This window comes from Pseudomonas sp. Lz4W, assembly GCF_000346225.2.
GTDB classification, from domain to species: domain Bacteria; phylum Pseudomonadota; class Gammaproteobacteria; order Pseudomonadales; family Pseudomonadaceae; genus Aquipseudomonas; species Aquipseudomonas paraversuta.
In genome coordinates, this window is the sequence record NZ_CP017432.1 from 1061457 (window position 1) to 1085465 (window position 24009).

Genomic DNA, 24009 nt, shown 5'->3' on the forward strand with positions numbered 1-24009 from the left:
GCTTACCACCAATATTTGCCAAAATTTTCCGGATTGGCCCAGAATCTGGCATTCAGCCAGTCGGGTACTTGTTTGTACTCGCGCAAATCGTAAGTGAACAGGGTCAGTACCTGTTCATCGCGCTGAAAACGCTCACTGCTTTGCAGGGCAAGCGAAAAGAAATCGGTGTCCTTCCAGTTACAGGCACTCAGATCTGCCAGCACTGCAATGCGGCTGGCGTTCAGGTTGCGAATTCCGCCCAGTAGTTCCAGCCCTTCGCGCTTGGGCAGATGTTCCAGACAGTCGATCACCAGGGCCAGGTCAAAGCGCTGTGCGGCCAGTTCTGCCGGTAAAGCACCGGGGGCCGCGTGAGCGACAACAACTTCGGGGTGAGTCTGTGCAAAAGCTGCCAGCGCCGGAAACTGGCTGGCGCCGACCACGAGCAGGCGTTGAGGCGCAGAACGCTCAAGCAGCGCCGCCAGTGCTTGCTGGGGTGTACGGGTAGAAATACCAGACGTCATCGAAAGTCCTCAATCAGAGCCCCAAGACTAGCGTGCTGAAGCCCCGGGGCCTAGTGGGCACTTGTCCGTGCATTGCCTTTGCTGGCGCATAACCCCGGCGCGGTCTTTACTTTCGGGGCATCGGCCCAATGCCGACCCCCAGGAGAGACCCCATATGAGCATCATCAGGACAGCCGTACCTTTGATTGTTCTCACCAGTGTATTAACGGGTTGCGCCGGTTTGCAAAAAACCGACTGGCCTACCTGTGCTGCTGTAGGTGGCGTTGGCGGAGCGGCGCTGGGGGCGATAAACAGTACCGCCTGGGCGGGCGGCGGTGCGGTATTCGGTGCCGGCATGGCCGCGGCTTACTGCTGGGTGCACGGCGATGGCGACGCGGATGGCGACGGAGTTCCGGACAGCCGTGACCAATGTCCGAACACTCCGAAAGGGGTGAAGGTCGATGCCGCAGGCTGCCCGATAGTGGCGGTTGTGGTGGTTGAAGAGGTGGTGATAGTTAAAGAAGAAACCATCGTGGTACGTGATGTTCACTTCGAGTTCAATTCGGCCAGGCTGACGGCCGCCGATAAGGAAAAACTCAATGTGATTGCGACGCGGCTGAAAAAAGACGCGGCCAATGCTCAGCTTAAAGTCACAGGCTATACCGACAGCGTGGGCAAGGAAGCTTACAACCTCAAACTGTCCAAAGAGCGCGCGCACTCTGTGGTCGAGTACCTGATCAGCAGCGGTATACCACGCAGCCAGTTCGTATCCGTGGCCGGCGCCGGAGAGTCGAATCCGGTGGCCAGTAATCAAACCCCGGAGGGCCGTGCCCTGAACCGTCGTACCGAGATAAAAATCATTCGTTAAACCTGCCTCGGCGCTCTGGCGAAAGCCTCAGGCCAGAACGATATCTTCAAGGTCCGCAGGGCGCCCGGATTTGATCAGACCAATCAACCCCGGGCTGTTTTTTTGCAAGGTTCACTGGCGCCGGCCTCCTGCAAGCCGTTAATGTGCGCTCAAAGAAAAACATAAAAGGGCAGGGGTATGCAGGTACTTAGGGGGCTGGGGAAAGTGTTGATGCTGTTGTTCTGGGGGATTGCGCTGAGCAACATTTACAAGCCGCTGATCAACCCGCTCGATTTACTGATTAATCTGGCTGGCAGTCTGCTACTGCTGACCCATGTACTTGAATTGCTGTTGTTCAACAGCAGTCTGAGGGACCGTCCGCACCCTTGGCGTGATCGCCTTTACATCCTTCTGGTTGGAATCCTTCACGTGCAAACCCTTGGTACTTCTTCAAAGCGAGACGACAGCCATGCGTAAACTTTGTCTGTTGGCCGCCTTGTGCAGCCCTTTTGCCCATGCCGACGTGGTCATGGTGCAAGCCAACTCTCTGATGCGCCTGCCGGGTAACGCCAGTGTGTTGCAGCTGGAAAAACTCGAAGTGGCGGACTACGGCACGCTGCTGATTCCCGCTGGCGTCACCCGGGTCGACATCGACCAGTTGCACCTGGGGCGCGAGGCGCGCATCACCCTGGTGCCTGCCGAGCCTGGCATCGAGCTGCGGGTTGGCCGGGCCGAGTTTGACGAAGGCAGTCAAATCAATGCCCGAGGGGCTCCGGGCACCTTTGAAAAGCCTGCCCGAGCGGCACGGGATCTGAGTGTACGGATTGAATCGCTGCAAGCACCGCAATTGCTCATTGATGCCCGTGGCGGCACGGGTGCGCCGGGTTTTTCCGGGCTTGATGGTGGTAATGGCCAGGCGCCGGGTTGTACCTGGGGTGCGGCGGGTGCCGGGGCCAATGGCGACGACGGAGGTAATGGTCAGGCGGGTGCTGCGGGTGCACGGGTACGGGTTGAACTGCCGCGCGACTACCCGGCGGAGCTGATCAGCGTGCGTGTGGATGGCGGGGCAGGGGGCAAGCCGGGCGAAGCCGGGCGTGCGGGCGCTGGTGGCAAATCCAAGGGTTGCATTGTGTACCGTACCGACGGCGGAAAATCCGGTCGCCCGGGGCTGGCCGGACAACCGGGCGATGCTGGAGCCGCCGGCATGGTGACCATTGAGCGTTTGTAACGGTAATACGCCACCTTTGATCTAGAGCCCTGCCGGGAAGCCCGGCCTCCCGGCAGGGCAGCCCTTAAAACATGGGGCGGGCCGCCGCAATGGCTACCAGCACCAGCCCTACGATCAAGTTACATCCCACCAGGCGCCTGATCCGGCCCATGACCGCCGCACCTGCGGCCCACTGCTGGTCCTGCACGGCTTTGCGCAACTCCGGCAGTTGCAGAGACTGAATCCGGATAAACAGCGCCACCATCACAATGTACAAGCCCATCATTATCTGGACATAACGCGGGGCGGTTTCGAAACCGCTGAAGCGCATCTGCAGCAGCCCTACACCGCTTATCGGCAAAATCACCACCGCCAGCCATACCCAGACAAAAAACCGTTGAAACACTTCTACCCATAGTTTTAACCGCACAGGGCCTTCAAGGGCCGTCACAGCTGCCGGGCGCAGGATCATCCAGGCAAAAAACATTCCTCCCACCCAGATCAGGGCGGCCAGTAAATGCAGGCTGTAGGCGAGGCTAAAGGCGGTCATTGGGGTACTCCGTGCGGCGCAGGATGAATTAGCGGGGTATGATAGCGGCCATTCGAACCACTGAAAATTTATCCAGCGTTTCTCGCGCCCGAAGAACCATGATTAGTAACGAACTAAAATCCCAGATCCAGGGCGCTTACTCGCGTTTTCTCGAAGCCAAGAGCCTCAAACCACGCTACGGCCAGCGTTTGATGATCGCCGAAGTGGCCAAAGTGCTGGGCGATATCGATACCGATGAAGAAGGCCACCGCAGTGGCGAACCGGCTGTGGTCGCCGTCGAGGCCGGCACCGGTACCGGCAAGACTGTCGCCTATAGCCTGGCCGCCATCCCTACGGCCAAGGCCGCCGGCAAGCGTCTGGTTATCGCCACGGCGACCGTGGCCCTGCAAGAGCAGATCGTCTATAAAGACCTCCCCGACCTTATGCGTAACAGCGGGCTGAATTTCAGCTTTGCGCTGGCCAAAGGCCGCGGGCGTTATATGTGTCTGTCCAAACTCGACATGCTGCTGCAAGAAGGCCACGCGCAAACCGCGACGGCGCAGCTGTTCGAGGAAGAAGGCTTCAAGATCGAAGTGGATGAGGCCAGTCAGAAGCTGTTCACCAGCATGATCGAGAAGCTTGCCGGTAATAAATGGGACGGTGATCGCGACAGCTGGCCCCAAGCCCTGGAAGACCAGGACTGGGCGCGCCTGACCACCGACCACAGCCAGTGCACCAACCGGCATTGCCCCAACTTCGGCCAGTGCGCCTTTTACAAGGCTCGCGAAGGCATGAGCAAGGTGGACGTGATTGTCACCAACCACGACATGGTTCTGGCGGATCTTGCGCTGGGCGGCGGTGCAGTGCTGCCTGACCCCCGTGACACGCTGTACGTGTTCGACGAAGGTCACCATTTACCGGACAAGGCCATCGGCCATTTCGCCCACTACACCCGTTTGCGCTCAACGGCCGACTGGCTTGAGCAAACGGCCAAAAATCTCACCAAACTGCTTGCCCAGCATCCGCTGCCGGGTGACCTGGGGCGTTTGCTGGAGCAGGTGCCGGAGCTGGCGAAAGAGATCAAGGCCCAGCAGCAGTTCATGTTCACTGCCTGTGAGCAGGTGGCCGACTTCAAAGTGGGCGAAGAGCCTGAAGGTCGTGAGCGCCCGCGTCATCGCTTTATCGGCGGCGTGATCCCCGATCACATGCGTGAAATGGGGATCGAGCTGAAGAAAGGCTTTTCGCGTCTGACCGACCTGTTCACCCGTCTGACAGAAATTCTCAAGGACGGCATGGACGGCGAGGTCAATATTGGCATCACCAGCAACCAGGCCGAAGAATGGTATCCGCTGTTTGGCAGCCTGCTGTCCCGCGCCCAGGGCAACTGGGAGTTATGGACCGCTTTTACCACCGAAGACCCCGAGGACAACCCGCCCATGGCGCGCTGGATGACCCTGGCTGAAAGTGGTTCGCTGTTTGATATCGAGGTCAATGCCAGCCCCATCCTTGCCGCGGAAATGCTCCGTCGCAACTTGTGGAACGTGGCCTACGGAGCCCTGGTCACATCGGCCACCCTGACCGCGCTGGGCACCTTTGACCGTTTCCGCATGCGTGCCGGGCTGCCCAAAGCCGCCGTCACGGCAGTGGTGCCGAGTCCGTTTCATCATGCCGACGCCGGTGTCCTGCGGGTGCCGGACCTCAAGGCTGACCCGCGGGATGCCGTGGCCCATACCGCGGCGATCATTCGCGACTTGCCCGCTCTGGTAGAAGGCTCGCGGGGTACGCTGGTGCTGTTTTCCTCGCGCAAGCAAATGCAGGACGTGTTTGACGGTCTGGAGCGCGACTGGCGCAAGCAGGTGTTTATCCAGGGCAACCTGTCGAAACAGGAAACCCTCAACAAGCACAAGGCACGGGTGGATGGCGGGGACTCGAGCGTGCTGTTCGGCCTGGCCAGTTTTGCCGAAGGGGTCGATTTGCCCGGCGCCTATTGCGAGCACGTGGTAATCGCCAAAATTCCGTTTTCGGTGCCTGATGATCCTGTGGAAGCGGCGCTGGCCGAGTGGATCGAAGCGCGGGGCGGTAATCCGTTCATGGAGATTTCGGTGCCGGATGCTTCGCTCAAACTGGTTCAGGCCTGCGGCCGTCTGCTGCGTACCGAACAGGACCGCGGCACCATTACATTGCTCGACCGGCGGCTGGTCACCCAGCGCTATGGCAAGGCCATCCTCAACGCCTTGCCGCCTTTCCGTCGCGAAATTTCTTAAGCCCGGGCCGGCGTCTTTGCCGGCTTTGCTGTCTATGCTGTTTCTTCAACACCTCACAGGCTGTTTTCGGCCGTTTGGGAGAACCTGATCCATATGATTCGCCGTTCGCTGTCTGCTGTTTTTGCGTTGCTGGTCACGACCCCGCTATTGGCGGCACCTGCCGGTCAACAAACCTTGTTCAACTTCGTTCGTCCTGCCGATGTGGTGCAAGTGGCGACCGTGGATGCGAGCTTGCCGCAATACAACGCGGAGCAAACGGCGGAAGGTGAAGTGCTGCGCCGCGTGACCTTTAACCCGGCTGCTGCGCCAAGCCTGCGTCTCACGCCGCAAACCGGCGCATGGGACTGGTCGCAGTCGGGGATGATGACCCTGCGTATCCAGAATGCGATGAACTGGGCGCTCACCCTCGATGTGACCGTGCAAAGCAATAACGGCAAGACCCTCACCAGCCGGGTCGACTTACCTGCGGGACCGGCGCAAACCCTGTTACTGCCGTTGCAGGCTAATTCGCCGTACAGCCAGGGTATGCGCGCGGGACCGCCGATGCCGATGACTGTCGACGGGCAACGTATCTTGCTGGCCAGCACCCAAGGTGCGATTGATCTCAGCCAGGTGGTATCGGTCACCTTGTCCATCCCGCAACCCAATGCCGCGCAAAGCATTTTGCTCGAACGCTTTGGCGTGCAGGATGATGCCGGTGTGATCAAGGCCGTATACGGCTCGATCGTGGATGGCTACGGCCAGTCGACCCGGGCCAAGTGGCCGGAGCGAGTGGCCAATGATGAACAGCTCAAAGCCGCCGCTGCCAAAGAACAGCAGTTGCTCAAGGGCTGGCTGGCCAAACGGGGGGATCAGGACAAGTTTGGCGGTTCGCTCAAAGGTCCGGGGTTCAAGGCTACCGGCTTTTTTTACACCGAAAAACGCAATGGACGCTGGAATCTGGTGACCCCGCAAGGCCATCCGTTTTATTCCTTGGGCCTGAATGCCGTGACGGCCAACGATAGCCAGACCTACGTTGCCGGGCGTGAGTGGATGTTCACCGATCTGCCCGAGCAGGGGGCGCCTCTGGCCGGTTATTACGGTTCATCGAACAGCAACAACGGTAACGGTTCCGCGCAGGGGCGAGGTTACAACGTTGGCCGCTGGTACAACTTCTATGGCGCCAACCTGCAACGGATTTACGCGCAGCCTTGCGACGCCGGCAAAACAGTCCCCGGGGCCGAGCCTGTTATTCCATGTGCGCCACAAGTTATTGATGCCAAGCGCTGGCAGGAACACGCCCTGGATCGCCTGCAAGCCTGGGGCTTTAACACCATCGGCAACTGGAGCGATCCCGAACTGGGGCTCAATGATCGGGTGCCTTACACCTTGCCGCTGTCGATAGTCGGTGACTACGCCAGCATCAGCACGGGTGCCGACTGGTGGGGCGGCATGCCCGATCCGTTTGACCCGCGCTTTGCCATGGCCACCGAGCGCGCAGTGGCGATTGCTGCCCGCGACCATCGGGATGACCCATGGCTGATCGGTTATTTCGCGGACAACGAACTGGCCTGGGCCGGCCCCGGTAATGATCCGGCATCACGCTATGCACTGGCCCTGGGCACCTTGCGGCTGACCACGGACGTACCGGCCAAACGTGCATTTCTGAAGCAGTTGCGCGACAAGTACCGTAACCAGCAAGGCCTGTCCAAAGCCTGGGGTGTCGATATCCCGGCGTGGGAGCTGATGGAAGACCCGGGTTTCGAGGCGCCGCTGCCCAACGCCGAGCACCCGGAAATTGAAGCGGATTATCAGTATTTCCAAAAGGTCTTCGCCGATACCTATTTCAAGACCATTTCCGACTCGCTGAAGTGGCATGCCCCGAATCACTTGCTGCTGGGCGGCCGCTTTGCCGTGAGCACACCAGAAGCCGTGGCCTCGTGCGCCAAGTATTGCGACGTACTGAGTTTCAACTTCTATACCCTGCAGCCGCAGGACGGTTATGACTTCGCCAAACTGCGCGAACTGGACAAGCCGGTGATGATCACTGAATTCAACTTTGGCTCCCGCGACCGCGGCCCGTTCTGGGGCGGCATGACCGAAGTGGCCAGCGAAGAAGCCCGCGGTCCGGCCTATGCCAGGTTTCTCAAGCAGGCAGTGGCTGAGCCGTCGATTGTCGGCGTGCACTGGTTCCAGTACCTGGATCAGCCGGTTACCGGCCGTTTACTCGATGGCGAGAATGGTCACTTCGGCATGATCGGTATCACCGACCTGCCGTTTACCGGCTTTGTCGACAGCGTGCGTAAAACCAACCTGCTGGTCCTCGATCAACTCGGCCAAGAGGCCGCCAAGGCCCAGGTCGATGCTGACCAGGCCGCCAAAGCCCCGGTGCATACACCTCAGGATGGCAGCGCTGGAAGCTCTGGCCCGGGCCATGCCGGCGGTCATTCAGGTAAAGGTCACTGATCTGCGAAACCGGGCGGCGAGTCACTGCGTCGCTTCAGGGGGCCTGCGCCCTTCTAGATAGCATTTGAAAACCTGGAGCTTCCATTCAACTGAATGGAGGCTTCGAAATGGATGCAAAAGGGAGGTGGGCAAGTGGGGTCGAAGCCGTTCAGCGTGCACGCATGCGATTCGGGCCCGCTACGACTGTTCGGCAGGGATTTCACAAAAAATCCACTCTCACGCTGATACCTTCTGCGCCGACTGCGTAATGCACAAAAATTGTGCGTTGGTAGCGGTTTGCTCTGTTTCAAAATCTCACAGGGACTGGAACAATGCATGCCTTGTAGAGCCATGCTTGATTCAGGAGGTGCGGGTGCAGATTCAGGGTTTTCACGACCTTAAGTTCGAAGCAGTACGTGAGGCGTTTGCCGATCTGTTCAATGATCCGCAAGAACGCGGCGCGGCACTGTGCATCCGGATCGGCGGCGAAACGGTGCTCGATTTGTGGGCCGGCACCTCTGACAAGGACGCAGAGCAACCTTGGCACACCGACACCATTGCCAATCTGTTTTCCTGTACCAAGACCTTTACCGCAGTCACTGCGTTGCAGTTGGTAGAAGAGGGCAAGCTGGAGCTCGATGTGCCTGTTGCCCGGTATTGGCCTGAGTTCGCTGCTGCGGGCAAAGAGTCGATCACGTTGCGCCAGTTGCTCAGCCATCGCGCCGGCTTGCCGGCAATACGTGAATCAATGCCGGCGGCTGCCTTGTATGAATGGCAGACCATGGTAGATGCGCTGGCCGCGCAAGCGCCCTGGTGGACCCCCGGTGAAGGGCATGGTTACGCCGCAATCACTTATGGCTGGTTGGTAGGCGAGTTGATTCGTCGGGCCGACGGGCGCAGTGCGGGCCAATCGATAATGGCGCGTACCGCCAGGCCTTTGGGGCTGGATTTCCATATCGGGCTGGCGGATGAAGAGTTTTACCGGGTGGCCCATATTGCTCGCAGCAAAGGCACGATGGGCGATGCGGCAGCGCAACGCCTGTTGAAAGCGATGATGAATGAGCCGGCTTCGATCAGCACTCGGGCATTCACCAACCCGCCGTCTATCATGACCAGCACCAATAAGCCGGAATGGCGGCGGATGGAGCAGCCGGCGGCCAACGGCCACGGCAATGCCCGAAGCCTGGCCGGTTTCTACAGCGGTTTGCTGGATGGCAGTTTGCTTGAAGCCGAAATGCTCGGGCAATTGACCCGTGAGCACAGCATCGGTCCGGATAAAACCTTGCTGACGCAGACTCGCTTCGGGCTGGGCTGCATGCTGGATCAACCGGATGTAGCCAACGCTACCTTCGGCTTGGGCCCCAAGGCGTTTGGTCATCCCGGGGCAGGAGGGTCGATAGGCTTTGCCGATCCGGAGCGGGATGTGGCTTTTGGCTTTGTTACTAATACACTTGGGCCTTATGTATTGATGGACCCACGGGCGCAAAAGCTGGTTAAAGTCTTGGCGAGGTGTCTATAACCGGGTATTTGTAGGCCGTAGGTCGGAACCCTGTAGCTTTTATGCGTTTAATACGTTTTTTTATGTAGGCATAGCGCCTTTTATTCTTAATTCATTGTGTGGATATTCAATGTCATCTAATAAGACCCTCGCTCTGGCTCTTTGCCTGGCAATTACCGGTTGTGCACAAACTCCACAGAATGACGCCGCAGGTGGCCACAAATGGTGGCAGCTGGGCTCTTCCGACCAAGCGTCGACGCCTTCCGATAAAAGCGCCAGCGCACCTTCCAAGCCTGCAGACACTAAAGTAACTGCGCCGGTCGCCAAAACTGCCGCAGCGCCTGCGACTCCTGCTGTAGCCGAAGCCAAAGAAAGCGCTTTCAGCTGGTGGCCATTTGGTTCCGACTCGGCCAAAAAAGATGCCCCGGCGGAGAAAGAAAAGGTAGTGGTTGGCGCCGCAGCTCCTGCAACAACATCGACCAAGAATTGGTGGTGGCCGTTTGATAGCGCTGCCAAAGACAGCAAGCCCGCAACGGTTGGCGTGATTCCAATGCCAGATCCGAAAATCACTCAGGCCTGGCTGGACGAGTACGAGCCTCGCTTGCGTGCAGCAATCAAAGACACCAACCTGCAACTGGAGCGTCGCGAAAGCTTGCTGGTGATCGTGGCCTCGGCTGATAGCTCGTTCAAGGCTACACGCCCGGATTTGTTGATGCCGTCCATGCTTGGCCCGTTCACACGTGTGGCCAAAGTGGTTGAAGGCGATCCCAAAACTGCAGTACTGGTGCTTGGCCATGCGGACGCCACAGGCGCCATGGCAGCCAACACCCGACTGAGCCTGGATCGTGCCAAATCAGTGGCGGCTATCTTCCGCATGAGCGGCCTGCAGAGCAATCGTCTGACCCTGCGTGGCATGGGCTCGGTAATGCCTCGTGCAGCCAACGACAGTAATGAAGGTCGTGCACTGAACCGCCGGGTTGAAATCCTCATGACTCCGCAAGCGACCATGGTCGCGCTGGTCAGCAAATACAGCCAGCCTGCCTTGTCGCCATCTGATCTGGTTGCAGTGCAGCCGGCTGTTGCGCCGTCGATTGCGAAAAAAGCGGCTGCTCCTGCCAAGAAAGCGGTGGTTGCCAAAAAAGGCGCCCCGGCTAAAGCCCCGGCTAAAAAGGCAGTGAAAGCTGCTCCAGCCAAAAAGCCGGTAGTGGCTAAAGCCGACACCAGTAAAAAGGTTGCTGCTAACGATCAGGCCAAGAACTGATTGATTCAGGAAAGGATTGGCTCATGACTCAATCGCTGGCAGATATGCGCCGTGATTACACCCGTGACGGGCTGACCGAGGCTCAGGCTCCGGATGAGCCTTTCGCGCTGTTTCATCAGTGGTTCAGTGACGCGGTCAAAACCGAGCAGCCACCGGTCGAAGCCAACGCCATGACCCTGGCCACGGTCGATGCACAGGGTCGCCCGCATTGTCGGGTGCTCCTGCTTAAAGGTCTGGATGATCAGGGTTTTACCTTTTTCACCAACTACACCAGCGCCAAGGGCCAGCAATTGGCTGCATGTCCCTTTGCGGCGATGACCTTTTTCTGGCCTACCCTGGAGCGCCAGGTGCGTATCGAAGGTCAGGTGATCAAGGTGTCGGCGAAAGAGTCCGATGCCTACTATCAGGTTCGCCCGTTGGGTAGCCGGATCGGGGCCTGGGCTTCGCCACAAAGCCAGGTGATTGCGGGTCGCGAAGAGTTGATCGGGCTGCTTGAAGCCACAGAGGCGCGTTTCAGCGAGACCCAGCCGCACTGTCCTGAACACTGGGGCGGTTATCGGTTATTGCCCGAGCGCATCGAGTTCTGGCAGGGGCGTCCAAGCCGTCTGCATGACCGGCTGAACTATCGTTTTGACGGAGCTCGCTGGACCCTTGAGCGGCTGGCGCCCTGAAGTCGCTACCGGGAAGCTGCGTAATGCAAAACGGTAATTACGCGCTACCCTTACACGAGTTTTTAGAGAGTTGTCAGGCCTGACGAGACTGTACAGGCGCTGAATAAAGGCTGTTTATCTGCGCCGCGCGGTGACATGTACCCGGCTGCAGAGTTTAATGTATCCCTGATCTTTTGGAGTTGATCCTATGCGTAAGTCCGTACTGTTAGTTGCTGCTTTTTCGACCATGACAGTTTTGTTGGGCGGCTGCACCTCGAGCTTGACCGGCGACACCTACTCGCGCGATGAAGCGCGCCGCGTGCAAACTGTTCGCATGGGCACCATCGTTGCCCTGCGTCCGGTACAGATTGAAGGCACCAAAACCCCGATCGGCGCTGCAACAGGTGCTGTCATCGGCGGCGTTGGTGGCAGTGCTATCGGTGGTGGCCGTGGCAGCATCGTGACCGCCGTTATCGGTGCAGTAGCTGGTGGCCTGCTGGGCTCGGCAGCCGAGTCGGGCCTGACCAAGACCCAGGGTGTAGAAATCACCGTACGTGAAGACGACGGCAGCACCCGTGCCTACGTGCAGCAGGTTGAGCCGAACCAGGTGTTCCGTACCGGTGAGCGTGTACGCATCATGACTGTTGACGGTACCAGCCGCGTTACCCAGTAACGCCCAGGCGACACCGCTAAAAACAAAACCCCGGCCAGTGCGAACTGGCCGGGGTTTTTGTTTGTCTATGACCCTTATCCGGGAGCGGGCTCGCGCAAGGTCAGGCGACCTGTTGTTTACGGCTAAAGAACGCCGTAACCCCGTAGCCAATCAGCGCCGCCAGAATTGAGCCGGTCAGGATGCCCATGCGGTCCATTCCCACGTAATCACTGCTTCCCGCCACAAACGCCAGGGAGCCTACAAACAGGCTCATGGTGAATCCGATACCGCACAGAATCGCTACGCCAAACACCTGACCCCAGTTAGCACCGGCCGGCAGCGCTGCACAGCCGGTTTTAATCACGATCCAGGTCAAGCCAAACACGCCCAGGGTTTTACCGAGCAGCAAGCCTGTGGCGATCCCCATCGGCACGTGGTGGGTAAAGCTGTGCAGGTTGACGCCTGTCAGCGAGACGCCGGCATTGGCGAAAGCAAACAATGGCAAAATCCCGTAAGCCACCCAGGGGTGCAGCGCATGTTCGATGCCCATCAGTGGTGACGGTTCGGAGTTCCTGGTCCGCAGCGGGATGCAGAATGCCAGGGTCACACCCGCCAGCGTGGCATGCACGCCGCTTTTAAGCACGCATACCCAGAGGATCAGTCCGATGATCATGTAAGGGGCGATCTTGACCACGCCCATGCGGTTCATCGCGATCAAAAGCACCAGGCACGCCGCAGCCAGCATCAGGGATACCCCTGACAGCTCGGTGGTGTAGAACACCGCAATCACAATGATTGCGCCCAGATCATCAATGATCGCCAGGGTCATCAAGAACAGTTTGAGTGACGCCGGGACACGTTTGCCGAGCAGGGCCAGCACCCCAAGGGCGAAGGCAATATCAGTGGCCATCGGGATTGCCCAGCCGCCATGGGCGTCCGGGAAATCTTTGTTGATGTACCAGTAAATCAGTGCCGGCACTACCATGCCGCCAACTGCGGCTGCACCGGGCAATACTACCTGGGATGGTCTGGACAGTTGTCCGTCGAGCAGTTCGCGTTTGACCTCCAGGCCAATCAGCAGAAAGAACAAAGCCATCAGGCCATCGTTGATCCACAGCAGCGAGGGCTTGGCGATTTGCAAGGCACCGATCTGCACGGCCACCGGTACGTCAAGAAAGGCTGTGTAGTAGTGGGAAAGCGGTGAATTGTTGATGATCAAAGCCAGAGCCGCAGCTGCAATCAACAACAGACCGCTGGCAGCTTCCAACTGAAAGAAACGAGTGAAAGTGCTACGCAGAGGCAAGGTGGCTCTCCATCGGATAGTTATGGGGTGCGAGACCCGGACTTGTGAACCCGCTGGTTAAAACAAAAACCGGGTTGGCTTTCGTTTCAAACAACGCGTTGATCTCACTTCGACAAAGAGCCTAGCAGTTGAGTGCCCAATGGAGCCGCGTTGAGTTTGAGCAGACTGCAGGAACTGTCCTGTGGATCAAACTGTACCGCTGCCTGGAGCTGAAAAGGGCTGCGTAACAGCCCTTGTCGAAGCCTGGCGGCAGCGGTACAGGGTCAGGCTTCGATACCGAGAATATCCCGGGCAACGGCTTCGGCAATCCGGATGCCATCCACGCCCGCCGACAGAATTCCGCCGGCGTATCCTGCGCCTTCGCCAGCCGGGAACAGGCCTTTGACATTGAGACTCTGCATCGACCCGTCGCGGGTCATGCGCAATGGCGATGAGGTGCGAGTTTCGATCCCGGTCAGGATCGCGTCATGCATCGAGAAACCTTTGATCTGCTTCTCGAATGCCGGCAAGGCTTCGCGGATGGCTTCAATGGCGTAGGCCGGCAAAGCCAGTGCCAAATCACCCAGGGATACGCCCGGCTTGTAGGACGGTTCAACACTGCCCAGTGCGGTGGACGGCTTGCCCGCAATAAAGTCGCCAACCAATTGCGCCGGCGCTTCGTAGTTGCTGCCGCCCAACACATAGGCGTGGGCCTCCAGACGCTCTTGCAACTCGATACCGGCCAGAGGTCCACCCGGGTAGTCCTCGGGGGTAATGCCGACCACGATGCCTGAGTTGGCATTGCGTTCATTACGCGAGTACTGGCTCATGCCATTGGTCACGACGCGGCCGGGTTCGCTGGTGGCTGCAACCACTGTACCGCCGGGGCACATGCAGAAGCTGTAGACCGAGCGGCCGTTTTTGGCGTGGTGAACCAGCTTGTAATCAGCGGCGCCCAGCTTCGGGTGACCGGCGTACTTGCCAAGGCGCGCGCTGTCGATCAACGACTGCGGGTGCTCGATACGGAAGCCCACCGAGAACGGCTTGGCCTCCATATACACACCGCGCTCATGGAGCATGCGGAAGGTGTCTCGGGCGCTGTGGCCCAGGGCCATGATCACGTGCCGCGAGTTCAGTTGCTCGCCATCGGCCAGGACCACACCGGTCAAGTGTCCGTCATCGATCAATACGTCGGTAACGCGTTGCTGGAAGCGTACCTCGCCGCCCAGCGCCTCGATTTGCTGGCGCATGTTTTCGACTACGCCGGTCAGACGGAACGTACCGATGTGCGGTTTGCTGACATAGAGGATTTCGTCCGGCGCACCGGCTTTGACAAACTCGTGCAGCACTTTGCGACCGTGGTGTTTCGGGTCTTTGATCTGGCTGTAGAGCTTGCCGTCCGAGAAGGTCCCGGCGCCGCCTTCGCCAAACTGCACGTTCGATTCGGGGTTCAGGACGTTTTTGCGCCACAGGCCCCAAGTGTCTTTGGTGCGCTGGCGCACTTCAGTGCCGCGCTCAAGAATGATCGGCTTGAAGCCCATTTGTGCCAGCAGCAAGCCAGCGAAAATACCGCATGGGCCAAAACCCACCACAATCGGGCGTTCGCGTAAATCCTGGGGCGCGTGGCCGACAACTTTGTAGCTGACGTCCGGAGCAGGATTGACGTTGCGGTCATCCGCGAACCGCAGCAACAGCGGGGCTTCATCGCGCACGCTCAGGTCGATGGTGTAGATGAAGCACAATTCGGAGGTTTTTTTGCGCGCATCGTAGCTGCGCTTGAACAAGGTGAAATCGAGCAGGTCATCGCTGGCGATGCCCAGGCGCTGCACGATGGCAGGGCGCAGGTCTTCTTCGGGATGGTCGATCGGCAACTTGAGTTCGGTAATTCGTAACATGACAGTGTCCAATAGAGGGGCCAGGCAAACCCCGGCAGCCTTAACGCGAACCGGCGATTATAAGCTGCCTGGAGGTCAGACCGTCAGCAACATTTGTCGTTTAGTCGTTACGTGCGCCACCGAAGTAGCCACAACCACGCTGTACCTGACCGTTGACCCGCAGTTCAGCGCCCAGATGCTGAATGCTGCCGTTGACACTGTCCGTGCAGCGTTGCGGGGCGACCCAGAGTTCGATGTGTTGGTTGTTGGCTTCTGTGGACAGGGAGAAGCGACCGTCGCCGACCTGTTCCTCAACAAAAGGCAGTGCCAGTTGTGGCTGGCCTTCGCGTTTTAGCACCATGCCCTTGGCGCCTGCCTGGACTTCCCACGCCGGGCCATTGCCGTTGGCATGCACGGTGATTTGTTTGAAGTTGGGGTCTTTGCAGGCGGAACTGTTGCGCTCCAGGCGATACAGTTGTTGCAGCTGAACTTCGCCGTCAGTGCCGGGGACTTTACCGGTGACAAAGCTGCCGCGAATGTCGGCGAACAACTTGCCGGGCTTGTCAGGCATGTCCGTGGCGTCTTGCACCAGGGTGGTACTGGCACTGTCACGCACCACATAGCGCTGTTGCCCGACGCATGGCTGGAAAATTAACTGGCCATTGGCCGAAACCAGCTCACCTTGCAGACGGGTCATGCCGGCATTGCTGTCAGCGGGTTTACTGTTGAACATTTGGCAGCCCGCAAAAAGGGGCAACAGGGCGAACAAAACCAAGGAACGAGCAGCACGCATCATTGAGACTCCTGACTAGTGCTGCCACGTTACTTAGGCGCGAAGTGCTGCACAAGGGGCGATCTTTTTTTCCGCCGGGCAGGCCCTGCGCGAGCATGCCCGTTCGAGATTTTTTGATCCGCAAAGCCCGCCCCTGCAAAGGGACTGGTCGATTAGCCGACCTGATAGGTTTGCCCGGTGTGCAGGCCTTCTACGCTTTTGGCGTAGGCCAACGCCACGTCAGCTGCTGCGACCGACTTGAATCCGCGGAAGTATGCGGCATATTTGCCCATGGCTTCGGTCAGCACGGTAGGGCTCACCGAGTTCACCCGCAGGCCGCGGGGCAGTTCGATCGCCGCGGCTTTTACGAAGCCATCCAGTGCGGCGTTTACCAGGGCTGCGCTGCTGCCGGTACGAATCGGCTCACGGTTGATTACACCGCTGGTGAACGTAAACGAGGCGCCGTCGTTAGCAAATTCACGACCGATCAGCAGCAGATTGACCTGCCCCATCAGTTTGTCCTGCAAGCCCAGGGTGAAGTCTTTTTCACTCATCTCGGCCAATGGCACGAAATTGACGTTGCCTGCAGCGCACACCAGGGCGTCGAAGCGACCGGTCTTTTCAAACAGTTGCCGAATCGAAGGGCTGTTGCTGATATCAACCTGGAAATCGCCACTGCTGCGACCAATGCGCACGACTTCATGGCGGGGCGACAACTCGCGGTCAATGGCTGAACCTATGGTGCCCGTAGCGCCGATCAACAGAATCTTCATTGCCATGTTCCTTCAGTGATGGGGTGTGGGTTGAGTCTAATGCTGGTGTTTTAAGGTGATAAGCGCACTAATGGGCAACCTTTGGTTTTCATATGGAAACAATCAATGAGCGAAGTGGATGACCTGGCGGCGTTCGCGGTGTTGATCGATGCCGGCAGTTTTACCCTGGCGTCCCAGCAGCTGGGGTGCAGCAAAGGGCAGTTGTCCAAGCGCATCAGCCACCTTGAAGCGCAGTTCTCGGTGGTGTTGCTGCACCGCACTACCAGGCGCCTGAGTCTGACTGCAGCCGGCGCTGCATTGCTGCCTCAGGCTCAGGCGCTGGTAGTACAAGTGGAGCGTGCGCGTCAGGCATTGGCACGGCTAAAGGACGACATGGCAGGTCCGGTGCGTATGACTGTGCCCGTGTCACTGGGTGAAACCTTCTTTGATGCACTGCTGCTGGAGTTCTCCCGGGATTACCCGCAGGTGCAGATTGAGCTGGAGCTCAACAACAGTTATCGCGATTTGGCGCGGGACGGTTTTGATCTGGCGATCCGCTCGCAAGTGAGCAGTCACGAGCGGTTAGTGGCCAGGCCCGTGCTGACCTGGCATGAAGTCACTTGCGCCAGCCCGGCCTATCTTGAGCAACACGGCGAGCCGGATACCCCGCAACAACTGGTGGAGCATCAGTGCTTGCTGAACAGTCACTACAGTGGGCGTGAGGAGTGGCAGTACCACCAGCAGCATGAGTTGCATCGGGTTCGGGTATCGGGGGTGTTCGCCAGTAATCACTACAGTTTGCTGAAAAAAGCCGCCCTGATCGGTTCGGGAATCGCCCGTTTGCCGTCTTACATGCTCCAGGCTGAGCTGGCGGACGGACGCTTGCGCGGCTTGTTGCGTGATTATCAGACCCGCAGCAATCCCATGTATCTGGTGCATCCCTATCAGGGGGGCTTGCCCAGGCGCACCCAGGTGCTGGCGGACTACCTGACGGGCTGGTTTCAGCGTAGCGGTGAGGCATTAGCCCGGCTTCAGCCATAGCGGCGCGCAATCAGCCGGTCAATTGAACAGGCGCCCGGACCTCTTGCCATCAGGTACAACAGAATTGCGATCCAGGTGCCGTGGGTCGGGTAAGCATCAGGGTAGACGAACAACTGAATGGTCAGGGTCATGCCCAGCAGGGCCAGCGCCGAAAAGCGGGTAGCGAAACCCAGCAGGATCAACACCGGGAACAGGTGCTCACTGAGGGTCGCCGCGTATGCAGCTACATCAGGGGGCAGCAGTGGCACCTGGTAATCGGTGCTGAACAGGTAGGTGGTGGACGCGGCCAGGTGCGGTACGCCGAGCTGGAACGTACCGTTAACCAGGTCGATGGCAAAACCTTCGACTTTGGTCTGGCCTGACTTCCAGAACACGGCGGCAATGGAAAAGCGTGCGATCAAAGCGATCAAACTGTGGGGGATGCGCTGCATGAGTGCAATTGCGTACTCGATCCAACGGCGTAACAGGCAGGAGGTTGCGACAGGCGTGTTCATGGCGAAATCTCGGGAGCAGGGGACAAATCAGTGATGGCGTCATGGGTAATCAGCAGCGCCAGGGCCTGGCTCAAGTCAAAGTAAGGATCAACCTGCAGCGCATGTTCCGCGGCGGGCCCCAGGGCATGGCCGCTCTGCAGATGCCTGATAAAGGCCGTGTAACCGGGTCTGACGGCGAATACCTCGACAGATAATCCATAACGCAGCACCACGGTGCTTTGTGGCAGGCTCAGGTCAAGTCCCTGGCTTAGCTCCTCGTTTTGATGTGCGGCCCATAAATCGGCTACGGCGTAAGGCGAGTCCAGGGTTGCAACGCCGGGGTGCAGCTGCAGGTGCAACTGACCGAGACTTTCTGGCACCTTGAGCATCCGGGCCAGTACCTGCGGATCCACCGCGCAGGCGTCTGCTGCGTGATAGGCCGCTACACACAAGCGCTCAAGACGTGCGGTATCGGCCAGGTAGGGCAGGCTCCTGGCGGGCTCGAAATCGCCAATGAAGTCAGCAAAACGGACGCCATAGGTGCTCATTATCGGGCTGTCAGGCGGGCTTTTTTTAATGAATAGCCGTGCCATTTCCTGAAAAAAATACTCGCCCACCAACCTGGCCACTACGGGATAACTGAATGCCAGCGCATTGATCAACCCTCTCTGGACATTGTTGCGATACACCGCGAAACGGCTCTCGATGTGCCCGTTGCGCGATACCAAACCTCGCGGGCATGGCTGTTGGGAGTCAAGCACGGCTGCGCTGAACGCTTCTTGTAGTCTCATGTTCGCTCCCGGGTCGTTAGCAGGTAACAGTCAGCGAGTTCGGCCTGGGCGAGCAGTTCGCTGAAAACAGGCAATTGGTTGTCGCGCTCGATCAGCGTGGCCACCGGGCCAACGCATTCCAGTACCTGCTGGTACAACGCCCAGACAGCCTGGTCGACGGGGGCGCCATGGCTATCGATCAGCAAGCGCTGCCCTGACTGGTCGATATCTTCTGCAAAGCCTGCCAGATGAAGTTCGCCCACCGCGTGCAAGGGCAGTGCGTTGATATAGGCCAGGGGATCGCGGTCATGGTTGACGCAGGACACGTACACATTGTTCACGTCCAGTAACAGGCCGCAGCCGCTACGGGTGATGACTTCATGAATGAAGCTCGCTTCGTCGAAATGTGTCTGGTCGAACTCCACATAGGTCGCGGGATTTTCCAGCAGTATCTGGCGCTGCAAGGTGTTTTGAACCTGATCTATATGTGCGCAGACCCGCTGCAGGGTGCTCAGGTCATAGCGCAAAGGCAGCAAGTCGTTGAGAAAATGCGGTCCGTGGCTGGACCAGGCCAGATGTTCTGAAAACACCCGGGGCCGGTAGCGGGCAAGCAAAGTTTGTAAACGTTGCAGATGCTCGATATTGAGTGGGGTGTCGCTGCCAATCGACAGGCCGACCCCATGAATCGACAACGGGTAGCGTTCTCTGATCAGACCCAGGTAATGATGGAAGGGGCCGCCTGCCACCATGTAGTTTTCTGCATGTACTTCAAAGAACCCGACATCAGGCAGGGATTCCAGTACATCCTTGAAGTGTTCGGCCTTGAGCCCCAGGCCCGCACGCGGCGGGAGCTGGGAGATACGAGGCGCGATGAGCGAAGCAGTTGAACTGTGCATCATCAGGACCCATGGCTGGATATCAGGATTTGGCAGTGAAAGCGGCAAGTTGGCCAAAGCCGGTGGATGAGGTGTGGCTGGCCGTTTTATCGCAGGTACCTTTAGGCACGAGTTTCCAGGCATCGCCCTGGTAGTCGGTTTTGGAGGTGCCTGCGCAGGTGGTGCCCGCGCCTGCGGCACAATCGTTTTGGCCTTTCAAGGCAACCCCGAAGCACTTCTCCATATCGCCGGCCGCCTGGGCTGGCAAAGCGGCAACGGTCAAAGCAGAGCCCAGGGCAAGAGCCAGGGCTGCAGCGGAAAAAGTGCGGGTGGTTTTGTTGTTCATGGTGAGTCTCCAGGGGTGATATTTACTACGCCGGCCACTGAATGCTGCCGGCTTACCCCACTAGAGAGAGAGCAGCCCGGGATTTGTTACAGGCGACTGAAAAGAAGTTAGGGTTCCGGTCGGCGCAACCTTTTCCGGCGCCCATGAAAAACGGCCCCGAAGGGCCGTTTTGTGTCGCAGGCAGCGTCAGCCGCCCAGATAGGCATCACGCACTTTTGGATCGTTGAGCAATTGCTCTCCAGTGCCTTGCATCACCACCCGGCCGTTTTCCAGCACGTAGGCGCGGTCAGCAATTTTTAGCGCCTGGTTGGCGTTCTGTTCCACCAGAAACACCGTCACGCCCTCATCCCGCAGTTGTTCAATAATGTCGAAAATCTGCTGAATGATGATCGGAGCCAGCCCAAGTGATGGTTCGTCGAGCAACAGCAACTTGGGTTTACTCATCAGCGCCCGGCCGATCGCAAGCATTTGCTGCTCGCCACCGGACATGGTGCCGCCCCGTTGATTGAAACGCTCTTTCAGGCGCGGGAACAGGTGCAGAACCTTGTCCATTTGCTCCTGGTATTCGTGCTTCTCAGTAAAGAACCCGCCCATGGCAAGGTTCTCTTCCACGGTCAGGCGGGCAAATACCCGCCGGCCTTCCGGTACCACGGCAATGCTCTTGCGCATGATCTGCGCCGAAGTCAGCCCCACCAGCTCTTCGCCCAGATAGCGAATGCTGCCGCTTTGGGCCTGGGGCGAGCCGCACAGGGTCATCATCAAGGTCGACTTGCCAGCGCCGTTAGCGCCGATCAGGGTCACGATCTCGCCCTGACGTACCTCGACATTCACCCCGTGCAGTGCCTGGATCTTGCCGTAAAAGGTAGAGACGTTTTCAAATTGCAGCATTTACGCTTCCCCCAGATAGGCTTTGATCACTTCAGGGTTATCGCGGATCTGCTCCGGAGTCCCGTCGGCCAAAGGTGTGCCCTGATTGATCACTACGATATGGTCGGAAATGCTCATGACCAGTTTCATGTCATGTTCAATCAACAGCACCGTAGCGTTGTGCTCGTTGCGTAAAACGCTGATCAGCGCCTTGAGGTCTTCGGTTTCCTTGGGGTTGAGACCGGCTGCCGGTTCGTCGAGCATGAGGATGCGCGGGCGCGTCATCATGCAGCGAGCGATTTCCAGGCGCCGTTGCTGGCCGTAGGCCAGGGTGCCCGCCGGGCGGTTGGCGAACTCGGTCAGGTTGACCTTGTCCAGCCAGTACGCGGCGTAGTCCATGGCATCGCGCTCGCTTTTACGGAACGCCGGGGTTTTGAACAGCCCCGCGAGGAAGTTGGTGTTGAGATGGCGATGTTGAGCAATCAACAGGTTCTCAACGGCTGTCATGTCCTTGAACAGGCGCACGTTCTGGAAGGTACGCACCACGCCCTTGCGGGCAATTTCATGGCCTGCCAGGCCTTCAATGGGTTCGCCATCCAGCAGGATGCTGCCCGACGATGGCTTGTAGAAGCCGGTCAGGCAGTTGAACACCGTGGTTTTGCCGGCGCCGTTAGGGCCGATCATTGACACTACCTGTTTTTCCTTGACGGTCAGCGCGACGCCATTCACCGCCAGCAAGCCGCCAAAGCGCATGCACAGGCCACTGACTTTCAGTATCTCGCGGCTCATTTTCGCAGCTCCAGATGAGGACGTTGCATTGGCAGCAGACCTTGCGGACGCCAGATCATCATCAGCACCATCAGGGCGCCGAACAGCAGCATCCGGTACTCACTGAAATCACGCATCATTTCCGGCAGCAGGATCATCACCACGGCTGCCAGAATCACGCCCAGTTGCGAGCCCATGCCACCCAGTACCACGATGGCCAGAATGATCGCCGACTCGAGGAAGGTGAACGACTCCGGGGTCACCAGGCCCTGGCGGGCGGCAAAGAAGCTGCCGGCAAAGCCTGCAAAGGTGGCACCCAGGGTGAAGGCCGACAGCTTGATGATGGTCGGATTCAAGCCCAGTGCACGGCAGGCAATTTCGTCTTCACGCAGGGCTTCCCACGCGCGACCGATAGGCATGCGCAGCAGGCGGTTGATCACGAACAGTACGATAAGCACCAGCACCAGCGCGATCAGGTACAGGAAAATCACCTTGTTGATCGAGTTGTACGCGATGCCAAAGTATTCGTGGAACGTCTGCATGCCCTCGGCTGCGGTTCTGTCGAAGCTCAGGCCGAAGAGGGTCGGTTTCGGGATGTTGCTGATGCCGTTCGGCCCGCCGGTGATGTCCGTCAGGTTACGCAGGAACAGGCGGATGATTTCACCAAAGCCCAGGGTCACGATGGCCAGATAGTCACCGCGTAAACGCAAGACCGGGAAACCCAGCAGGAAACCAAAGGTGGCTGCCATCAAACCGGCCAGCGGCAAGCAGATCCAGAAGCTCAGGCCGAAGTAGTGCGCCAGCAATGCATAGGTGTAGGCACCCACTGCATAGAAGCCCACGTAACCCAGGTCGAGCAGTCCGGCCAGGCCGACCACGATGTTCAGGCCAAGGCCCAGCATCACGTAGATCAGGATCAGGGTGGCGATGTCCACGGCACCGCGGGAACCATAGAACGGCCAGATCAGGGCCACGATCACCAGACCCAGAATGATCCAGCGCTGGGTGCTGGGCAGGGTCAGGAAGTCAGTGGCTTTGGACGGCACTTTTGGCATGTTGGGCGAAGCCTTCCAGGCCGCGCTCAGTTGCTGGTTGAACAACACGCGCACAAACATCAGCAGCGAGCAGATCGCAATCACGCTCAGGGTAAAGGTGCTGGTGTTGTGAACTTCGATGTTGATTCCGACGATAGTCAGTTTCAGACCGAGTACCGGGTAGGCGACGGCCCATACCAGCAGGGCGCTGAAGAACGCCGATTTAAGATTCCTAGTCATACTTTTTCAATCTCCGGACGTCCCAGAATGCCGGTCGGACGGAACAGCAGTACCAATACGAGCAGGCCGAAAGCCACTACGTCTTTGTACTGGTCGCCAAAGATATCGGCACCAAAGGCTTCAGCCACACCAAGCACCAGACCACCAAGCATTGCGCCGGGGATACTGCCGATCCCGCCCAATACTGCAGCAGTGAAGGCTTTAAGCCCCACGAGGAAACCGGAGCCGGGGTTGATCACGCCGTATTGCACGCTGATCAGAACGGCGGCAACGGCTGCCAGAGCGGCGCCGATCACAAACGTCAGGGCAATCACGTTGTTGGTGTTGATGCCCAGCAGGTTGGCCATCTTCATGTCTTCGGCGCAGGCGCGGCAGGCGCGGCCAAGGCGTGAACGGGAGATGAACAGGGTCAGGCCGAGCATGGCCAGGAGGGTGACCACGAAGACTACGATTTGCATGTAGGAGACAACGACTTCGCTAGCCCCGCCCGGACCGAAGGTGAAGCCGCCGGGGATCAGGTTAGGGATCGATTTGTCTTTCGAGTCCTGGGACAACAGCACCATGTTTTGCAGGAAAATCGACATGCCGATGGCAGAAATCAAGGGGATCAGGCGGTTACTGCCACGCAGAGGACGGTAAGCCACCCGTTCAATGCTGTAGCCATAAGCACTGGTGACCACGATGCTGGCGATAAACGCCCCGGTCAGCAGTAATGGCACGCTGTCCAGACCCATCATGGTCAGGCCGGCGATGGCGATAAACGCAATGTAGGAACCAATCATGTACACCTCGCCGTGGGCGAAGTTGATCATTCCAATAATGCCGTAAACCATCGTATAGCCGATGGCGATCAGGGCATAGGTGCTGCCAACGTTGAGGCCGTTAACCAGCATTTGGAAGAAGTGATAGATGTCAGGCATTACAAAGCTCCTAAAAACCTGAGACGCATTTCACTGGTGGAGTCATTTTCCGGCCTGGGTCATGGGGGTTTTCACCCACTTTGAGCGCAGGTCTTCTGCCAGCGAACCGCTGGTGACGGTTTTAAAGATTTTCAGGTGGGCAGACTTCCGGATCACGAAAGCGCGGCCCCTTTTCTGTGAATCC

The 24009-nt window shown here is 58.6% G+C and carries 24 protein-coding genes; 10 read left to right on the top strand and 14 right to left on the bottom strand.

Annotated features, from left to right (window positions below; translation table 11 throughout):
* Positions 1-2 precede the first annotated feature (2 nt).
* Positions 3-500 carry a DUF6231 family protein gene (locus tag B195_RS05110; protein WP_003443152.1) on the bottom strand — a complete coding sequence of 166 codons (498 nt, stop codon included), beginning with the start codon at positions 498-500 and terminating at the stop codon, positions 3-5.
* A 154-nt stretch (positions 501-654) separates the two neighbouring features.
* Here B195_RS05110 and B195_RS05115 point away from each other — a divergent pair, with 154 nt between their 5' ends.
* The 3 genes from B195_RS05115 (at position 655) to B195_RS05125 (ending at position 2554) form a co-directional block, all read left to right on the top strand.
* Positions 655-1347, top strand: a complete 693-nt coding sequence (locus tag B195_RS05115; protein WP_003443151.1) for an OmpA family protein — start codon at positions 655-657, stop codon at positions 1345-1347.
* Between the two features lie 177 nt (positions 1348-1524).
* Positions 1525-1803: a DUF1145 domain-containing protein gene (locus tag B195_RS05120; protein WP_029612262.1), complete on the top strand. Its 279-nt coding sequence runs from the start codon at positions 1525-1527 to the stop codon at positions 1801-1803.
* Entirely contained in the window at positions 1796-2554 is a 759-nt protein-coding gene (locus tag B195_RS05125; protein ID WP_003443149.1) for a hypothetical protein, read from the top strand. The genes B195_RS05120 and B195_RS05125 overlap by 8 nt, the downstream gene beginning before the upstream one ends.
* A gap of 64 nt (positions 2555-2618) precedes the next feature.
* Here the strand turns inward: B195_RS05125 and B195_RS05130 are convergent, their stop codons facing one another.
* Positions 2619-3083, bottom strand: a complete 465-nt coding sequence (locus tag B195_RS05130) for a CopD family protein (RefSeq protein ID WP_003443148.1) — start codon at positions 3081-3083, stop codon at positions 2619-2621.
* A gap of 98 nt (positions 3084-3181) precedes the next feature.
* On the opposite strand from B195_RS05130, the gene dinG reads away from it, so the two are divergent.
* From dinG to B195_RS05160, 6 genes are all read left to right on the top strand, one after another.
* The gene (dinG, locus tag B195_RS05135; protein WP_003443147.1) at positions 3182-5326 is read left to right on the top strand and encodes an ATP-dependent DNA helicase DinG; all 2145 of its coding nucleotides are present in this window, start codon (positions 3182-3184) and stop codon (positions 5324-5326) included.
* Between the two features lie 93 nt (positions 5327-5419).
* Positions 5420-7771, top strand: coding sequence for a beta-galactosidase (locus tag B195_RS05140; protein ID WP_003443146.1), 2352 nt, complete (start codon positions 5420-5422; stop codon positions 7769-7771).
* Between the two features lie 352 nt (positions 7772-8123).
* On the top strand, positions 8124-9269 hold the full coding sequence (locus tag B195_RS05145; RefSeq protein ID WP_003443145.1) for an EstA family serine hydrolase: 1146 nt from the start codon (positions 8124-8126) through the stop codon (positions 9267-9269).
* Positions 9270-9378: 109 nt separating this feature from the next.
* Positions 9379-10509: an OmpA family protein gene (locus tag B195_RS05150; RefSeq protein WP_003443144.1), complete on the top strand. Its 1131-nt coding sequence runs from the start codon at positions 9379-9381 to the stop codon at positions 10507-10509.
* Between the two features lie 23 nt (positions 10510-10532).
* Positions 10533-11180: a pyridoxamine 5'-phosphate oxidase gene (gene pdxH, locus B195_RS05155; RefSeq protein ID WP_003443143.1), complete on the top strand. Its 648-nt coding sequence runs from the start codon at positions 10533-10535 to the stop codon at positions 11178-11180.
* A 187-nt stretch (positions 11181-11367) separates the two neighbouring features.
* Entirely contained in the window at positions 11368-11832 is a 465-nt protein-coding gene (locus B195_RS05160) for a glycine zipper 2TM domain-containing protein (protein ID WP_003443142.1), read from the top strand.
* Positions 11833-11932: 100 nt separating this feature from the next.
* On the opposite strand, the gene nhaA is transcribed toward B195_RS05160, so the two are convergent.
* The 4 genes from nhaA to B195_RS05180 form a co-directional block, all read right to left on the bottom strand.
* The gene (nhaA, locus tag B195_RS05165; RefSeq protein WP_003443141.1) at positions 11933-13114 is read right to left on the bottom strand and encodes a Na+/H+ antiporter NhaA; all 1182 of its coding nucleotides are present in this window, start codon (positions 13112-13114) and stop codon (positions 11933-11935) included.
* Between the two features lie 263 nt (positions 13115-13377).
* Positions 13378-14988, bottom strand: a complete 1611-nt coding sequence (locus tag B195_RS05170; protein WP_003443140.1) for an NAD(P)/FAD-dependent oxidoreductase — start codon at positions 14986-14988, stop codon at positions 13378-13380.
* A 100-nt stretch (positions 14989-15088) separates the two neighbouring features.
* Positions 15089-15760, bottom strand: a complete 672-nt coding sequence (locus B195_RS05175; RefSeq protein ID WP_003443139.1) for a COG3650 family protein — start codon at positions 15758-15760, stop codon at positions 15089-15091.
* 152 nt (positions 15761-15912) lie between these two features.
* Positions 15913-16512 carry a short chain dehydrogenase gene (locus B195_RS05180; protein WP_003443138.1) on the bottom strand — a complete coding sequence of 200 codons (600 nt, stop codon included), beginning with the start codon at positions 16510-16512 and terminating at the stop codon, positions 15913-15915.
* A 105-nt stretch (positions 16513-16617) separates the two neighbouring features.
* Between B195_RS05180 and B195_RS05185 the strand changes: the two genes are divergently transcribed.
* Positions 16618-17532, top strand: coding sequence for a LysR family transcriptional regulator (locus tag B195_RS05185; protein WP_003443137.1), 915 nt, complete (start codon positions 16618-16620; stop codon positions 17530-17532).
* On the opposite strand, the gene B195_RS05190 is transcribed toward B195_RS05185, so the two are convergent.
* The 8 genes from B195_RS05190 to livH all read right to left on the bottom strand — a co-directional run bounded on the left by B195_RS05190 (position 17523) and on the right by livH (position 23825).
* Positions 17523-18026: a DoxX family protein gene (locus B195_RS05190; RefSeq protein ID WP_003443136.1), complete on the bottom strand. Its 504-nt coding sequence runs from the start codon at positions 18024-18026 to the stop codon at positions 17523-17525. The two genes, B195_RS05185 and B195_RS05190, sit on opposite strands and share 10 nt — an antisense overlap.
* Positions 18023-18796, bottom strand: coding sequence for a DNA-binding domain-containing protein (locus tag B195_RS05195; RefSeq protein WP_003443135.1), 774 nt, complete (start codon positions 18794-18796; stop codon positions 18023-18025). The genes B195_RS05190 and B195_RS05195 overlap by 4 nt, the downstream gene beginning before the upstream one ends.
* Positions 18793-19671 carry a DUF692 domain-containing protein gene (locus B195_RS05200; RefSeq protein ID WP_003443134.1) on the bottom strand — a complete coding sequence of 293 codons (879 nt, stop codon included), beginning with the start codon at positions 19669-19671 and terminating at the stop codon, positions 18793-18795. Before B195_RS05200 ends, B195_RS05195 begins: the two co-directional genes overlap by 4 nt.
* A gap of 22 nt (positions 19672-19693) precedes the next feature.
* Complete coding sequence (locus B195_RS05205; RefSeq protein ID WP_003443123.1) at positions 19694-19996, bottom strand: DUF2282 domain-containing protein; 303 nt, start codon at positions 19994-19996, stop codon at positions 19694-19696.
* Positions 19997-20182: 186 nt separating this feature from the next.
* Entirely contained in the window at positions 20183-20884 is a 702-nt protein-coding gene (locus tag B195_RS05210) for an ABC transporter ATP-binding protein (protein ID WP_003443115.1), read from the bottom strand.
* Positions 20885-21652, bottom strand: a complete 768-nt coding sequence (livG, locus tag B195_RS05215; RefSeq protein ID WP_003443113.1) for a high-affinity branched-chain amino acid ABC transporter ATP-binding protein LivG — start codon at positions 21650-21652, stop codon at positions 20885-20887. It abuts the gene before it with no gap.
* Positions 21649-22905 carry a high-affinity branched-chain amino acid ABC transporter permease LivM gene (locus B195_RS05220; RefSeq protein ID WP_003443111.1) on the bottom strand — a complete coding sequence of 419 codons (1257 nt, stop codon included), beginning with the start codon at positions 22903-22905 and terminating at the stop codon, positions 21649-21651. Before B195_RS05220 ends, livG begins: the two co-directional genes overlap by 4 nt.
* Positions 22902-23825, bottom strand: a complete 924-nt coding sequence (gene livH, locus B195_RS05225) for a high-affinity branched-chain amino acid ABC transporter permease LivH (protein ID WP_003443109.1) — start codon at positions 23823-23825, stop codon at positions 22902-22904. The genes B195_RS05220 and livH overlap by 4 nt, the downstream gene beginning before the upstream one ends.
* Between the last annotated feature and the right edge of the window lie 184 nt (positions 23826-24009).